We start from the raw sequence: 15,565 nt of genomic DNA on the forward strand, positions 1-15,565 counted from the left end.
GCAACAAGCGAAACTTGCAGAGTTCAGCCTTTAGTTTCAAAATGCTTTGGTTACTCGCCCATGTCAATGCCAGCATAACATGTATTTAGAATAATTTTGGCGGATTACTCATAGGCCACGAGGATACGTGTCTTGCTAAAATGCAAGAATTAGCAATATTGAATATAAAAACTCTATCGAACACACCTGTCAAAGACGCTGCTGCCACTCTCTCCGAAATACAGAGCCTGTCCCGTTAGGACGAAAAACAGCCAGCCGCGGTTGTCAGGCCGATACGGCTACGGCAGCGACCCGCGCAAGCGGACGCCCCTGAACAACTCCTCGCGTGCCAAGAAGTATCCAATCGACAAGGTACTCTGTCCTTAGTGCTATCTCGTCGGATGCTGCTAAATGCGGTCAATCGCCGATCTTTGTGCCGACACGGCTGCCCTCATGCACCATCCTTTTGAGCGCTCGCCGCCATATGTCTGAGTTCGTCCCAGAGGCTTTCCGCAAAACTGCGCAGAACGGTGAGCTCGAAGCTGTTCTCGCCGGTGCGGACGATCTGCACGGAGATATGGCCGACCATCGTCATCGCCGAACTGCCTTCCGCAAAGACGGCGGGATCGAGATCGACGGCGGTGCCCTTTGAAAGAAGCAGCCGCGAGGAGCGGCCTGATATGCCGATGCGCACGCGTCCGTGGCTCTGGTCCATGACGAAGGCTTTTCCCGCGAGTGCTGCCGCAAGGGCGGCAAGGCTGGCAGGCGAGAGCGGCTCATCGCCGGCGACGAACCATTGGCGGAAGCCGGCCTTGCGGATCGAACTGTTGGTAAAGCCGGCTTTGGCCAATTCCGCGGCGAGTGCCGCCGGCTCAATCGCGCCGATCACGTGCAGGAGATGGCCTTCCGGCAGGGCCTCCAGCCGGATGCTTGCTCCGGAAGTGCCACTATATGCCGTCCCGGCAAGAACCGGTTTGTGCTGGGGAAGATCAGGCATGGAGCTTCTCGTTTTCACGATCGATGAAGACGGGATGGCAGAGCACCGCATCGGTGAATTCATTGCGCAGGCCGTTCCAGACCGTCACCTTTTCGCCGATGCGCTCGGGTCCGCGCCGGACGAGGGCCAGGCCGATCGTATGGCCGAGGCTCGGCGAGAAGGCACTCGAGGTAACGTAACCCTGGTCGTTTTCGAGCGTCGCCGCGGCGCCCTCAGCAAGGATATGCGAGCCGGTGCGGAAGCCGCTTGCCGGATTGAGCGGCTTGACACCGACGAGACGCGGGCGCTCGGGATCCTGCAGGCCTTCGCGGGCGAGCATCGCCTTGCCGATGAAATCCGGCTTGGTTGATGACACCATGCGGCCGAAGCCGAGATCGCCGGGTGTTACCGTGCCGTTGATCTCGGCATGGGTGACGTGGCCCTTTTCGATGCGCATGACGCCGAGCGCTTCGACCCCATAGGCAGAGATGCCGTGCTTCTCGCCTGCCGTCATGATGGCGTCGGCAACGCTTTCGCCGTAGCCGGCCGGGACGGCGAGTTCGTAGGCAAGTTCACCGGAGAAGGAAATCCGGAAGAGCCGGCCTTCAAGGCGGCCTGCGAATAGCGACACATTGCGGGCACTCATGAAGGGGAAGGCCGCATCGGAAAGATCCTCGTCGACGATTTCCGAGAGGATCGCGCGCGACTTCGGCCCGGCAACCGCCATCTGCGCCCATTGATCGGTCGAGGAGGCGAAGCAGACGTCGAGTTCCGGCCAGAGCGTCTGCGCGCAGAATTCGAGATGGGTGAGCACGCCGGCGGCAAGCGCCGTCGTCGTCGTCATGAAGAAATGATCGTCGCTGAAACGGCTGGTGGTGCCGTCGTCATAGATGAAACCGTCCTCGCGCAGCATGATGCCGTAACGCGCCTTGCCGACGGCAAGCTTGGCAAAACCGTTGCAATAGACGCGATCGAGGAAGGTCGCGGCATCGCGGCCGAAGATTTCGATCTTGCCGAGCGTCGAGACGTCGCAGAGCCCGGCATTTTTGCGGATGTTCAGCACCTCGCGGTCGACGCTTTCGCGCCATGTCGTCTCGCCGGCGCGCGGGAACCAGGAGGAGCGATACCAGAGGCCGGTTTCGACGAAGACCGCGCCATTCTTTTTCGCCCAGCCATGCAGCGGCGATTTGCGCGCCGGCTGAAAGTCCTTGCCCCGCGATGCCCCGGTCAAAGCGCCGAAGGAGACAGGCGTATAGAAGGGCCGGAAGGTCGTCGTTCCCACTTCAGCGGGCGACACGCCGCGCGCCTTGGCAAGGATGCCGATGGCGTTGATGTTGGAAAGTTTGCCCTGATCGGTCGCCATGCCGCTTGTGGTGTAACGCTTGGCAAGCTCGACATGGCCGTAACCTTCGCGAACGGCGAGGCCAAGGTCTTTGAGATGCACGTCGTTCTGGTAATCGACGAAAGCCTTGCCCTTCGACCCCTTGACCGACCAGAGCGGCTTCGTGCGTTGAGCCGTCTCGGTGGCGGAGGCAAAGGCCGGTTCCGCGGCGAGGCCGATTGCCTTCAATGCGGCGGCAGCCTTTGCCGCGCCATCGCCGAGGCAGGCTGCAGTCTGCGCAAGGCCGGCAGCCGAGCCGGCAACGGCAAGACCATCCTGCGCAGCCGGCGCCAGAAACGCCGCAGCCTCGTTCGACCATTGCGGTTTGCCGCCGCGATGGCAGGCAAGATGGATGATTGGGCTCCAGCCCCCCGACATGGCAAGCGCATCCGCCTCGATCCGGCGAAAACCGTCTTCGGTCTCGACCTTGACGCCGCGCAGGCGCTTGCCGCCGAACGCGTCGATCACCCGGGCGCCCTTCAGCACCTCGGCGCCGCCCCGCCAGCTCTTGTCGCCATCGGCGCGGCTGTCGACGATCGCCGCAACTCGAAGGCCGGCGGCTTCGAGGTCGGCGGCGGTGTCATATCCGGTATCATTGGTGGTGAAGATCACCGTGCTTTGGCCTGGCGCGACCGCCTGCCGATTGAGATAGCTGCGCATAGCGCCTGCCATCATCACGCCGGGAATATCGTTGCCGCCGAAAACGAGCGGCCGCTCCTCGGCCCCTGTCGCCAGGATCGCCTGGCGGGCGACGATACGCCACAATCGTTCGATCGGACGCTCGGGATCGGGCAGCGCCACATGCTTCTGCACGCGTTCAACGGCGCCGAAAACATTGTCGTCGTACCAGCCGAACACGGTCATGCGCGGCAGGCGGCGCACATTCGCCAGCCCTTCGAGTTCGGCCAGCAGCTCGCCGAGAACAGCGTCCGCCGACTTGCCGTCGACAGCGCCGCGGGAAAGCAGGCTGCCGCCGAATTCCGGGCCTTCGTCGGTGAGGATGACGCGCGCGCCGGCGCGCCCCGCCGTCAGCGCTGCGGCAAGGCCGGCAGGGCCGGCGCCGATCACCAGCAGGTCGCAATGCGCCCAGCATTTCTCATAGGCATCGGGATCGGCTTCGTAGGAGGCCCGGCCGAGGCCCGCCGCCTTGCGGATCACCGGCTCGTAGAGCTTTTCCCAGAGGGCCGCCGGCCACATGAAGGTCTTGTAGTAAAAGCCGGCGCTGAGGAAAGGCGAGAGCAGGCCGTTGACCGCACCGACATCGAAGCCGAGCGAAGGCCAGCGGTTCTGGCTTTTGGCCGTCAGCCCCTGGTAAAGCTCGATCATCGTCGCGCGCGTGTTCGGCTCGGTGCGCCCGCCGCTGCCTGTCGTTACCAGCGCGTTCGGTTCGGCGGCCCCTGCCGTCAGGATGCCGCGCGGGCGGTGATATTTGAAGCTGCGGCCGACAAGCTGGATACCGTTGGCCAGCAGCGCCGAGGCGAGCGTGTCGCCCGGATGGCCTTCCAGCGCCTTGCCGTCGAAGGTAAAGCCGAGTGTCGCGGCCCGGTCGATGCGGCCGCCGGAGGAAAGACGGAAGCTCGTCATGCCGGTTCTCCGCCGAGCTTGGCAAGGGCGGCATCCCTGACCCCATGCACCTTATGGGTGACGGTATCGCGCTCGACGATCAGCCAGCGGCGGCAGCCGGAGGAATGGTGCCAATATTCGCTGTGGCGGCCCTTCGGATTGTCGCGCAGATAGACATAGTCGTACCAGGCATCCGCGCCGGCATCCGGCGCCGGCCGGACAAGCTTCGCATCGCCGCGGATCGAGAATTCCTCTTTGGGCCGGGCGCCGCAATGGGGACATGAAATCAGGCTCGCCATCGTCTAAATGTCCTCAGTGCAGATTGGGCTGGGCGCCGACGCCCTTTTCGTCGATCTGATAGCCGCGCGCGAAACGGTCGAGCCGGAAGGCGCGCGCCGTCTGATGCGGCGTGTTGCGGGCGATCAGATGGGCGTAACAGAAGCCGGAGGCGGGTGTGGCCTTGAAGCCGCCGTAACACCAGCCGGCGTTGAGATAGAGATTATCGATATGGGTGCGGTCGATGATCGGCGAGCCGTCCATGCTCATGTCCATCACCCCGCCCCAGGAGCGCAGATAACGCACGCGCGACAAGGAAGGGATCATCGCCACCCCCGCCTCGGCAACATGTTCGACCGAAGCCAGATTGCCGCGCTGCGCATAGGAATTATAGCCGTCGATATCGCCGCCGAAGACGAGGCCGCCCTTGTCGGATTGGGAGACGTAAAAATGCCCGGCGCCGAAGGTGACGACGTTGTCGATGAAAGGCTTCAGCCCTTCGGAAACGAAGGCCTGCAGCACATGGCTTTCGATCGGCAGGCGAAGGCCGGCCATATCGGCGACGACGGTGGAATTGCCGGCCGCCGCCAGCGCCAGCTTGCCGCAGCCGATGAAGCCCCTGCTGGTCTCGACGCCGGTCACCTTCCCGTTTTCGGTGCGGATACCGATGACTTCGCACTGGGTGATGATGTCGATGCCGCGGCCGTCTGCGCCGCGGGCATAGCCCCAGGCGACCGCGTCGTGGCGCACCGTGCCGCCGCGCGGCTGGTACAAACCACCCATGACCGGGAAACGGGCATTGTCGAAATCGAGGAAGGGAAGCTTCCTGCGCACCGCCTGCCTGTCGAGCAGCTCGGCATCGACGCCGTGCAGCCGCATGGCGTTGCCGCGGCGCGTATAGGCGTCACGCTGCGCGTCGGAATGAAAAAGGTTGAGCACGCCGCGCTGCGAAACCATGGCGTTGAAGTTGAAGTCCTGCTCCAAGCCTTCCCAGAGTTTCATCGACAGTTCGTAGAAGGGATTGTTGCCCGGCAGCAGGTAGTTGGACCTTATGATCGTCGTGTTCCTGCCGATATTGCCGGAGCCGAGATAGCCCTTTTCGAGCACGGCGACATTGGTGACGCCGAATTCCTTGGCAAGATAATAGGCGGTGGCAAGACCGTGACCGCCGCCGCCGACGATGACGACGTCGTAATGCGGCTTCGGCGCGGGGTCGCGCCAAGCGGGCGCCCAGCCCTTGTTGCCGCGAAGGCCGTTGAGGAAAATCGAAAGAGCGGAATAGCGCATGGGTCAACCCGAAAAGAACGACTGCATGATGACAGAAGGGATGTGATTGACTTGCGCAATTGGGACTTCAATGATTAGAAAAGAGACATGCCCTCAGCGGAAACTAGGCCCGATAGCAGAAGTGTCCAGGAGATCGGCTTCATCCTGATTCCGGGATTCGCGCTGATGTCTTACGCTTCGGCGACCGAGCCGCTCAGGGCGGCAAACCTTCTGGCGGGGCGCGAGATCTATCGGCTACGGATATTCTCGCCGGATGGCGCATCGGCGCTCTCCTCCTCCGGCGTAAGCGTACCCGCCGAACCTCTGCCCGTCAGAGGCTCGGGGCTCGGAACGGCCTTCGTCTGCGCCGGCGGTTCGCCGCGCGACTGGCGGTATCCGGGCGTGTTTGCCTGTTTGCGGCAGCTGTCGCGCGAAGGTGTGAGGATCGGCGGAATCTCGGGCGGTCCCTATCTGATGGCCGCCGCCGGTCTGCTTGCCGGCCGCGACTTCACCGTCCATTGGGAGCATGCGGCAGCCCTTCTCGAAGCCTTTCCGGATCTCACGCCGCGCCAGGCGCGCTTCGTGATCGACGGCAACCGCATCACCTGCGGCGGCGGCATTGCGCCGCTCGATATGATGCATGTGCTGATCGCCGAGCGGATGGGGCCGGATTTCGCCCGCCGGGTCAGCGACTGGTATCTTCACACGGAGGTCAACGAACCCGCCGCTCCCCAGCGCGCCTCACTCGCCGAGCGCTACGGCGTCCACCACCCCGGCCTGCTCAATGTTCTCGAGCGGATGGAAGAGACGATCGAGATGCCGCTCGACCGCGCAGCCATGGCGCTCATCGCCGGTGTCACTCCCCGTCACCTCGACCGGCTCTTTTCAACCCATCTCGGCACGACCTTTCTCGATCAGTATCACAGGATTAGGCTTCAGCATGCCCAACGCCTGCTGAAGCAGAGCCCGCTTTCCATCTCTGAAATCGCGGTCGCCACCGGTTTTTCCAGTTCGAGCCATTTTTCCCGCATGTTTCGATCCGTCTACGGTACGGCTCCGAGTGAGGCGCGGCGCGATTGAGTTTTCTTCAAGGTTGAGGAAATTTCACTACCACGATAGGGTTGCCTTCAGACAAAAGAAGGCGGCAGCGGAAAAATCCATGAAATCCAAACATGAAGCGGAAAAGCAACCGGAACCGGCGCATGGCGGACGCGCTGCTTTTTCTCAGGACCCGCACGCTGTCCGGGAGCCGAAGGAAAACAACCTCGAAATGGCGATCGGCCATGAGGTGCGCGCCTACCGCAAGAAGCTCGGCATCACCGTCACCGATCTCGCGGCCGCAACCGGCATTTCGCTCGGCATGCTATCGAAGATCGAGAACGGCAATATCTCGCCGTCGCTGACGACGCTGCAATCGCTGTCGCGGGCGCTCGGCGTGCCGCTGACCGCGTTTTTCCGTCGCTTCGAGGAGCCGCGCAATGCCGTCTTCGTCAAGGCGGGGCAGGGCGTCGAACTCGAGCGGCGCGGCACCCGCGCCGGCCACCAATATAATCTGCTCGGCCATATCGACAACAATACCAGCGGGGTCATCGTCGAGCCCTATCTGATCACGCTGACGGCCGATTCCGACATCTTCCCGACCTTCCAGCACGAGGGGATGGAGTTTCTCTACATGCTCGAAGGCGAGGTCATCTACCGCCACGGCGACCAGCTTTTCCAGATGCAGCCGGGCGACAGCCTGTTCTTCGACGCCGATGCGCCGCATGGGCCGGAACAGCTGGTGAAACTGCCGAGCAGGTACCTCTCCATTATCAGCTATCCCCAGCAGAATTCGCGAAGCTGACTTGCCTTAGAAGAAAAGTTTATTCCTGCCAGTTGATGTCCTTTCATAGACCTGCTAGTCCTTTCTCAACATGAAAGGAGGCACAGCCTATGTGCGGCATTGTTGGATTGTTCCTCAAGGACAAGAGCCTTGAGCCTCAGCTGGGAAACCTGCTCTCGGATATGCTGATCACCATGACGGATCGCGGGCCGGACTCGGCCGGTATAGCGATCTATGGCGGCTCCGCAGAGGGCAAGGCGAAAATTACTATCCAGTCCAGCAATCCAGGCGCGGACTTCGACGGCCTCGCCGCTGACCTCGAGGAAGCCGGCATCAAAGCCCATGTGTGGATCAAGAGCACGCACGCGGTCATTGAGCTTGATGCCTCCAAGCTTGGAGCAGTGCGCGAGGCGCTCGAACGGATTCGCCCGGCAGTCCGTCTTATGGGCTCGGGTGAGAGCGTCGAAATCTACAAGGAAATCGGTCTCCCAAAAGATGTCGTGGCGCGGTTCGGTGTCCGCGCGATGAGCGGAACCCACGGCATCGGCCATACCCGCATGGCGACTGAATCCGCCGTCACCACGCTCGGCGCCCATCCGTTCTCGACCGGCGCCGACCAGTGCCTCGTGCACAATGGCTCGCTGTCCAACCACAACAATCTGCGCCGTGAACTGGTGCGCGAAGGCATGATCTTCGAGACCCAGAACGATTCCGAAGTCGCCGCCGCCTATCTGACGGCCGAAATGGCCAAGGGCAAGGATCTCGGCCAGGCACTGACCGGCGCGCTCGACGATCTCGACGGCTTCTTCACCTTCGTCGTCGGCACCAAGTCCGGCTTTGGCGTGGTGCGCGACCCGATCGCCTGTAAGCCCGCCGTCATGGCCGAGACCGACCAGTATGTCGCCTTCGGTTCGGAATACCGCGCGCTGGTCAACCTTCCCGGCATCGAGAATGCCCGTGTCTGGGAGCCGGAGCCGGCAACCGTTTACTTCTGGGATCACGACAAGGCCGCCTGAGGGGCGCCCGAAAGCCAAGAGCCGTCGCAGACCGTCTTCCCGGCCCAACGAGGAATCAATGCCCATATTCGATCTTTCCAACACCCCTCTTCGCGAACTGAACAGCGCGCTGCACGCCCTTGCCGAAGGTGCCAACGACACGGAATTCGAAGTCATCAACCCGCGCGGCAGCCATGCCGTCGCCGTTGGCATCGACAGCCCGGTCACGGTCGCCGTCAAAGGCTCGGTCGGCTACTACTGCGCCGGCATGAATGACGGCGGCAGGGTGACGGTTCATGGTTCGGCCGGCCCGGGCGTTGCCGAAAACATGATGTCCGGCACCGTCGTCATCGAGGGCGACGCCAGCCAATATGCCGGCGCAACCGGCCGCGGCGGGTTGCTCGTCATCAAGGGCAATGCGGCATCGCGCTGCGGCATTTCGATGAAGGGCATCGACATCGTCGTTCACGGCAGCATCGGCCACATGTCGGCTTTCATGGGACAGTCCGGCCATCTCGTCGTGCTCGGCGACGCCGGCGATGCGCTGGGGGATTCGCTCTACGAAGCCAAGCTGTTCGTCCGCGGTGAGGTCAAGAGCCTTGGCTCCGACTGCATTGAGAAAGAGATGCGGCCGGAGCATCTGGAAAAGCTTGCCGAACTGCTCGAAAGGGCGGGGGTCACCGGCGTCAGGCCCGAAGAGTTCAAGCGCTACGGCTCGGCTCGCAAGCTCTACAATTTCAACATCGACAACGCCGACGCGTATTGAGGCGAGGGACATCCATGAGCTATCACAACCCCTATACCCCGCCCCGCAAGTCCGCGACGTTCGACGATTATACGCTGGCCGAAATCCGCCGTGCGGCGGCCACCGGCATCTATGACATCCGTGGCGCCGGCACCAAGCGCAAGGTTCCGCATTTCGACGATCTCTTATTTCTCGGCGCCTCCATCTCGCGTTATCCGCTCGAAGGCTACCGCGAGAAGTGCGACACGACAGTGGTGCTCGGCTCACGTTTCGCCAAGAAGCCGATCACGCTCAAGACACCGATCACCATTGCCGGCATGAGCTTCGGCGCGCTTTCCGGCAATGCGAAGGAAGCGCTCGGCCGCGGTGCGACGATCGCGGGCACCTCGACCACCACAGGCGACGGCGGCATGACGGATGAAGAACGCGGCCATTCGCAAACACTGGTCTACCAGTATCTGCCCTCCCGCTACGGCATGAACCCGAAGGATTTGCGCCGCGCCGATGCAATCGAAGTCGTGGTCGGCCAGGGCGCCAAGCCCGGTGGCGGCGGCATGCTGCTCGGCCAGAAGATCTCTGACCGCGTCGCCAATATGCGCAATCTGCCGAAGGGCATCGACCAGCGCTCGGCCTGCCGCCATCCGGATTGGACCGGCCCCGACGATCTGGAAATCAAGATCATGGAACTGCGCGAAATCACCGATTGGGAAAAGCCGATCTACGTCAAGGTCGGCGGCGCGCGCCCGTATTACGATACCGCTCTTGCCGTGAAGGCGGGTGCCGACGTCGTCGTGCTCGACGGCATGCAGGGCGGGACCGCGGCGACGCAGGACGTCTTCATCGAGAATGTCGGCATGCCGACGCTTGCCTGCATTCGTCCGGCTGTTCAGGCGCTGCAGGATCTCGGTATGCACCGGAAGGTGCAGCTCATCGTTTCCGGCGGCATCCGCTCCGGCGCCGACGTTGCCAAGGCGCTGGCGCTCGGCGCCGACGCCGTGGCGATCGGCACGGCAGCGCTTGTGGCGATCGGCGACAACGATCCGCGCTGGGAAGAGGAATATCAGAAGCTCGGCACCACGGCCGGCGCTTATGACGACTGGCACGAAGGCAAGGATCCGGCCGGCATCACCACCCAGGATCCGGAGCTCGCAAAACGCCTCGACCCGGTCGCGGCCGGCCGCCGCCTCGCCAACTACCTGAAGGTGATGACGCTGGAGGCCCAGACGATCGCGCGTGCCTGTGGCAAGAACCACCTGCACAATCTCGAGCCGGAAGATCTCGTCGCACTGACGATCGAGGCATCGGCCATGGCGCAGGTGCCGCTCGCCGGCACCAACTGGATTCCCGGCAAGGGAGGCTTCTGATTTCTACCGGCCGGGCAAACGTCCCGGCCGTGTCATATCCATAACCAAAGTGTCTCCAAGAAATCCAAAGGGGAACGAGAATGACACTGGACCTTGCTGCTTTTGCCAGAGACAAAGGCATCAAATATTTCATGATCAGCTACACCGACCTGTTCGGCGGCCAACGCGCCAAGCTGGTTCCGGCGGAAGCGATCGCCGATATGCAGAGAGATGGCGCCGGTTTCGCGGGCTTCGCCACCTGGCTCGATCTGACGCCTGCCCATCCCGACCTGTTTGCGGTTCCCGATGCTTCCTCCGTCATCCAGCTCCCATGGAAGAAGGACGTCGCATGGGTTGCAGCCGACTGCGTCATGGACGATCGGCCTGTCGAACAGGCGCCGCGCGTGCTGCTGAAAAGACTGGTCGCCGAGGCTGCGAAAGAAGGGCTCAGGGTGAAAACCGGCGTGGAGCCGGAGTTCTTCCTGATCTCCGCCGACGGCTCGGTGATTTCAGATCAATTCGATACCGCCGAAAAGCCTTGCTACGATCAGCAGGCGGTGATGCGCCGCTACGACGTCATCGCCGAGATTTGCGATTACATGCTCGAACTCGGCTGGAAGCCCTATCAGAACGACCACGAGGATGCGAACGGCCAGTTCGAGATGAACTGGGAATATGACGATGTTCTGAAGACGGCGGACAAGCACTCCTTCTTCAAGTTCATGGTCAAGTCGATCGCCGAAAAGCACGGCCTTCGCGCCACCTTCATGCCGAAGCCATTCAAGGGCCTGACCGGAAACGGCTGCCACGCCCACATCTCGGTTTGGGATATCGATGGCAGGGTCAACGCCTTCGCCGACAAGGAAATGCCCTTCGGGCTCTCCGCCCAGGGTAAAACCTTCCTCGGCGGCATCATGAAACATGCCTCGGCGCTGGCCGCGATCACCAACCCGACGGTCAATTCCTACAAGCGCATCAACGCGCCAAGGACGATCTCGGGCGCAACATGGGCGCCGAATACCGTCACCTGGACCGGCAACAACCGGACGCACATGGTGCGTGTGCCAGGCCCCGGCCGCTTCGAACTGCGGCTGCCCGACGGCGCTGTTAACCCCTATCTCCTGCAGGCGATTATCATCGCCGCCGGCCTTTCGGGAATTCGATCGCAAGCCGATCCTGGTCGCCACTACGATATTGATATGTATCGTGACGGGCATACTGTGACCGACGCTCCCAAGCTGCCTCTCAATCTTCTCGATGCGCTGCGCGAATACGAAAAGGATGAAGAATTGCGAGCGTCGCTGGGGGCGGAGTTCTCCTCCGCCTACCTCAAACTGAAGCATAGCGAGTGGAACACCTATTGCTCGCACTTCACCGAGTGGGAGCGGAGCACCACTCTGGATATTTGAGTTCCCAGCCGCATCCGCGGCCATCTCCCCGTGCCACGGGCACGGGGTCTTTCTCCTTCGTTCGGATCGTCCCATGACCCAGTACATTCTTACGGTATCCTGCAAGTCGACGCGCGGCATCGTGGCGGCGATTTCGAGCTATCTGGCCGACAGGGGCTGCAACATCATCGATAGCTCGCAGTTCGACGATCTCGATACCGGCAGGTTCTTCATGCGCGTCAGCTTCATTTCCGAGGAGGGTCTCTCCGGCTCGGCGATCAGCGCTGATTTTTCTGCCGTCGCCGCGCCCTTCGCAATGGAGTACGACTTCCACGACAGCGAGAGCCGCATGAAGGTGCTCTTGATGGTGTCGCGCTTCGGCCATTGTCTCAACGACCTGCTCTACCGCTGGAAGATCGGCGCCCTGCCGATCGACATCGTCGGCGTCGTCTCCAACCATTTCGACTACCAGAAGGTGGTCGTCAACCACGACATCCCCTTCCACCACATCAAGGTGACGAAGGAGAACAAGCCGCAGGCCGAAGCCCAGCTCGTCGATCTCGTCGATCAGACCGGCACCGAGCTGATCGTGCTCGCCCGCTACATGCAGGTCCTCTCCGACCAGCTCTGCAAGCAGATGTCGGGCAAGATCATCAACATCCACCACTCCTTCCTGCCGAGCTTCAAGGGCGCCAACCCTTACAAGCAGGCCTATCAGCGCGGCGTCAAGCTGATCGGCGCAACCGCCCACTACGTCACCGCCGACCTCGACGAAGGCCCGATCATCGAGCAGGACACCGCCCGCATCACCCATGCGCAGTCGCCCGACGACTATGTCTCGATCGGCCGCGACGTCGAAAGCCAGGTGCTGGCGCGGGCCATCCACGCCCATATCCATCACCGCACCTTCATCAACGGCAACCGCACCGTCGTCTTCCCGGCCAGCCCCGGAAGCTACGCATCCGAGCGCATGGGGTGAGGGGGTCATCGGTGTCGGACAGATGCTATCGAAGTTTTGGAAATGCACGTCGGATGGGCTTGCCACGACGCGAAAGGCTTATATAGTCAAGAAATAAATATTCCATAGAGGAAAATAAGAGGGAACGGAAATGGCTTTATCATGGCGTTTCTCCGTGTTGGCGGATCGGCATCGCGCTCTGGGATCGAAGCTTGAGGACTGGAGCGGCATGGGAACCGCCTGGACCTACGAGAAGGACATGTCGGAAGAACATGTCGCCGTTCGCACCAAGGCCGGCATCATGGATGTCTCGGGGCTGAAGAAGGTGCACCTGGTCGGCCCGCACGCCATCGCCGTCCTCGACTACATCACCACCCGCGACCTGACGAAGATCTATCCCGGCCGCTCGGTCTACGCGACCATGCTGAACGACCGCGGCCACTTCACCGACGATTGCATCGTCTATCGCACCGGCCCGAATTCCTGGATGCTGGTGCATGGCTCTGGCTCCGGTCACGAGGAAGTCGTCAAGCAGGCGGCGGGCCGCAATTGCGCGGTACTCTTCGACGACGACCTGCATGACCTGTCGCTTCAGGGTCCGCTTGCGGTCGACTACCTCGCCAAATATGTGCCCGGCATCCGCGACCTCAAATATTTTCACCACATGCAGACGACGCTGTTCGGCGCGCCCGTGATGATTTCGCGCACCGGCTATACCGGCGAGCGCGGCTACGAGATCTTCGTGCGCGGCCAGGACGCCGTCATGGTCTGGGACAGGATCGTCTCGGAAGGCAAGGAGATGGGCATCATCCCCTGCTGCTTCTCGGTCCTCGACATGCTGCGCGTCGAAAGCTACCTGCTGTTCTATCCCTACGACAATTCGCAGATGTATCCCTTCGCCGACCAGCTGCCCGGCGACAGTCTCTGGGAACTCGGCCTCGACTTCACCGTCAGCCCCGGTAAGACGGGATTCCGCGGCGCCGAGGAACATGCGCGTCTCAAGGGCAAGGAGCGTTTCAAGATCTTCGGCATGCTGATCGACGCCGACGGACCGGCCGATCTCGGCGATGAGGTCTTTGCCGACGGCAAGAAGGTCGGCGTCATCACCTGCCCGAGCTATTCGTCGCTGACGAAACAATCCATGGCGATCGCCCGCCTCGACGTTGACAAGGCGGCGCATGGGACGAAACTCGAAGTCCGCGGCAAGACCGTGAAGGCAAGCGCCACCGCCCACACGCTTCCCTTCGACGATCCGGACAAGAAGAAGAGGACTGCCGTGGGTTAAGGAGCACGCGCATGCTCGTTGCAGGCATCAAGAGCCGACCAGTCTACAAGGGCCTGACCATCCAGCCGCGCGCCCGGCGGCATATTTTCGCACTCGAAGGGGAGGGCGCCAAGGCTCTCCTCGACCAGCAGCCGGCGCTTGACGAAACGGCGCTTTCCCGCAGCGAAATCCTCTATGTCGCCCGCGGCTCTCAAGGGTCCGGCCTGGACGAGACGCTGCGCGGCCTCAGCGCAGACATGTTCTTCACCGCGCCGACGATCGCAACGCTGCTCTTCCGGTTGAAGGGATCGCTCGCCACGGCCCATATGGGCACTCGGCTTTATATCTCCGGTACGGAGGGCTTCATCGGCCAGGCGATGCTCGTGGCGCTCGACTACGGTATGGACCACGCCTCCATCATCACCGAGCATCGCGGCTCGCTGGCCAGACGGGTGCAATGCGTCCATTGCAAGGGCATCACCGACGACGTCACCACAAGTCCCTTCGCCTGCAGCCATTGCGGGCTGACGCTTCTTGTCCGCGATCACTATTCGCGGCGGCTCGCCGCTTTCCAGGGCGTCAACATCGACGCGGAAGAGCCCGGCAGCGCGCCTGAACCAGAGGAGTTGTTCCTTTGAGCGGCGGCACTGAAATTCCCGTGCGCGTAGCGCGGATCACTCCGATCGCCGAGCGCGTCAAGCGTTTCCGCTTCGAGCGCCTCGATGGCAAGCCGATGCCCTATTTTTCCGGCGGCGCCCATATCATCGTCTCGATGAACGATAGCGGCCATATGCGCCGCAATGCCTATTCCCTGATGTCTCCCCCGCACGACTGCGCGGCCTACGAAATCAGCGTGCTGCATGTGGAGGATTCACGCGGCGGCTCCACCTTCATGCATGAGAAGGTGAGCGAAGGCGACGAGCTGAAGGTCAGCTATCCCGTCAACCTGTTCCAGCCGGATTGGCGCGGGCGCAAGCATCTTCTGATCGCCGGCGGCATCGGCATTACCCCCTTCATCGCGATGATGGAGCAGTTTACCCGCGAAGGTGCCAATTTCGAACTGCATTACGCCATCCGCACGCGCGACCGCGGCGCCTACTGGCGCGAACTCCTGGAGCGCTATGGTCCGCATCGCGTCAAGATTCATTGTGACGCCGAAGGCAGTGCCATCCCGCTGACGCGTCTGCTCGACTGCCAGCCGCTCGGCACGCATCTTTATGTCTGCGGCCCCTCCGGCATGATCGACGGTGTGATGAAAGCGGGGCTCGATGCCGGCTGGCCGGAGCAGAACCTGCATTCGGAACGGTTCCTCTCATCCTTGCCCGGTAAGCCCTTCACGATCGAGCTTCTACGCTCCGGCAAGACCGTGAAGGTCGGCCATCACGAAAGCATGCTGGAGGCGATCGAGGCGGCCGGCGTCGACGCCCCCTTCCTCTGTCGCGGCGGCGCCTGCGGTCAATGCGAAACGGCGGTCGCCGTCTGCGAGGGCAAACTGCTGCACAACGACGTCTATCTGACGAGCGAAGAAAAGGCATCCGGCAGCAAGGTGATGATCTGTGTTTCCCGCTTCGAGGGAAACACGCTGCATCTTGATCTCTGACGGCATCGG

14 protein-coding genes are annotated in these 15,565 nt (G+C 62.2%); 10 read left to right on the forward strand and 4 right to left on the reverse strand.

The window, feature by feature from the left end; genetic code table 11:
* Positions 1-430 precede the first annotated feature (430 nt).
* Genes GGD53_RS19665 through GGD53_RS19680 form a run of 4 tightly spaced genes read right to left on the reverse strand, consistent with a single transcriptional unit; the run spans position 431 to position 5,462 of the window.
* Positions 431-976, reverse strand: coding sequence for a sarcosine oxidase subunit gamma (locus tag GGD53_RS19665; protein WP_184458555.1), 546 nt, complete (start codon positions 974-976; stop codon positions 431-433).
* Positions 969-3,920 (reverse strand): sarcosine oxidase subunit alpha family protein, encoded by a 2,952-nt coding sequence (locus GGD53_RS19670; protein WP_184458556.1) that lies wholly within the window; start codon positions 3,918-3,920, stop codon positions 969-971. Before GGD53_RS19670 ends, GGD53_RS19665 begins: the two co-directional genes overlap by 8 nt.
* Complete coding sequence (locus tag GGD53_RS19675; protein WP_184458557.1) at positions 3,917-4,198, reverse strand: sarcosine oxidase subunit delta; 282 nt, start codon at positions 4,196-4,198, stop codon at positions 3,917-3,919. The genes GGD53_RS19670 and GGD53_RS19675 overlap by 4 nt, the downstream gene beginning before the upstream one ends.
* 13 nt (positions 4,199-4,211) lie before the next feature.
* Positions 4,212-5,462 (reverse strand): sarcosine oxidase subunit beta family protein, encoded by a 1,251-nt coding sequence (locus GGD53_RS19680; protein WP_184458558.1) that lies wholly within the window; start codon positions 5,460-5,462, stop codon positions 4,212-4,214.
* Between the two features lie 87 nt (positions 5,463-5,549).
* On the opposite strand from GGD53_RS19680, the gene GGD53_RS19685 reads away from it, so the two are divergent.
* The 10 genes from GGD53_RS19685 (at position 5,550) to GGD53_RS19730 (ending at position 15,556) form a co-directional block, all read left to right on the forward strand.
* Positions 5,550-6,521, forward strand: coding sequence for a GlxA family transcriptional regulator (locus tag GGD53_RS19685; RefSeq protein ID WP_184458559.1), 972 nt, complete (start codon positions 5,550-5,552; stop codon positions 6,519-6,521).
* Between the two features lie 79 nt (positions 6,522-6,600).
* Positions 6,601-7,284 carry a helix-turn-helix domain-containing protein gene (locus GGD53_RS19690; RefSeq protein WP_184458560.1) on the forward strand — a complete coding sequence of 228 codons (684 nt, stop codon included), beginning with the start codon at positions 6,601-6,603 and terminating at the stop codon, positions 7,282-7,284.
* Positions 7,285-7,373: 89 nt separating this feature from the next.
* Positions 7,374-8,279, forward strand: a complete 906-nt coding sequence (locus GGD53_RS19695; RefSeq protein ID WP_184458561.1) for a class II glutamine amidotransferase — start codon at positions 7,374-7,376, stop codon at positions 8,277-8,279.
* A 58-nt stretch (positions 8,280-8,337) separates the two neighbouring features.
* Positions 8,338-9,024 (forward strand): GXGXG domain-containing protein, encoded by a 687-nt coding sequence (locus GGD53_RS19700; RefSeq protein ID WP_184458562.1) that lies wholly within the window; start codon positions 8,338-8,340, stop codon positions 9,022-9,024.
* A 14-nt stretch (positions 9,025-9,038) separates the two neighbouring features.
* The gene (locus GGD53_RS19705) at positions 9,039-10,367 is read left to right on the forward strand and encodes an FMN-binding glutamate synthase family protein (protein WP_184458563.1); all 1,329 of its coding nucleotides are present in this window, start codon (positions 9,039-9,041) and stop codon (positions 10,365-10,367) included.
* Between the two features lie 80 nt (positions 10,368-10,447).
* Positions 10,448-11,755, forward strand: a complete 1,308-nt coding sequence (gene glnT, locus GGD53_RS19710) for a type III glutamate--ammonia ligase (protein ID WP_184458564.1) — start codon at positions 10,448-10,450, stop codon at positions 11,753-11,755.
* Between the two features lie 73 nt (positions 11,756-11,828).
* Positions 11,829-12,713, forward strand: a complete 885-nt coding sequence (gene purU / locus GGD53_RS19715) for a formyltetrahydrofolate deformylase (protein ID WP_184458565.1) — start codon at positions 11,829-11,831, stop codon at positions 12,711-12,713.
* 130 nt (positions 12,714-12,843) lie between these two features.
* The gene (locus tag GGD53_RS19720) at positions 12,844-13,977 is read left to right on the forward strand and encodes an aminomethyltransferase family protein (RefSeq protein WP_184458566.1); all 1,134 of its coding nucleotides are present in this window, start codon (positions 12,844-12,846) and stop codon (positions 13,975-13,977) included.
* Positions 13,978-13,988: 11 nt separating this feature from the next.
* Complete coding sequence (locus tag GGD53_RS19725; RefSeq protein ID WP_184458567.1) at positions 13,989-14,594, forward strand: dimethylamine monooxygenase subunit DmmA family protein; 606 nt, start codon at positions 13,989-13,991, stop codon at positions 14,592-14,594.
* Complete coding sequence (locus GGD53_RS19730) at positions 14,591-15,556, forward strand: PDR/VanB family oxidoreductase (protein WP_184458568.1); 966 nt, start codon at positions 14,591-14,593, stop codon at positions 15,554-15,556. The genes GGD53_RS19725 and GGD53_RS19730 overlap by 4 nt, the downstream gene beginning before the upstream one ends.
* Positions 15,557-15,565: the final 9 nt, after the last annotated feature.

This window comes from Rhizobium aethiopicum (assembly GCF_014197535.1).
GTDB lineage: Bacteria > Pseudomonadota > Alphaproteobacteria > Rhizobiales > Rhizobiaceae > Rhizobium > Rhizobium aethiopicum_A.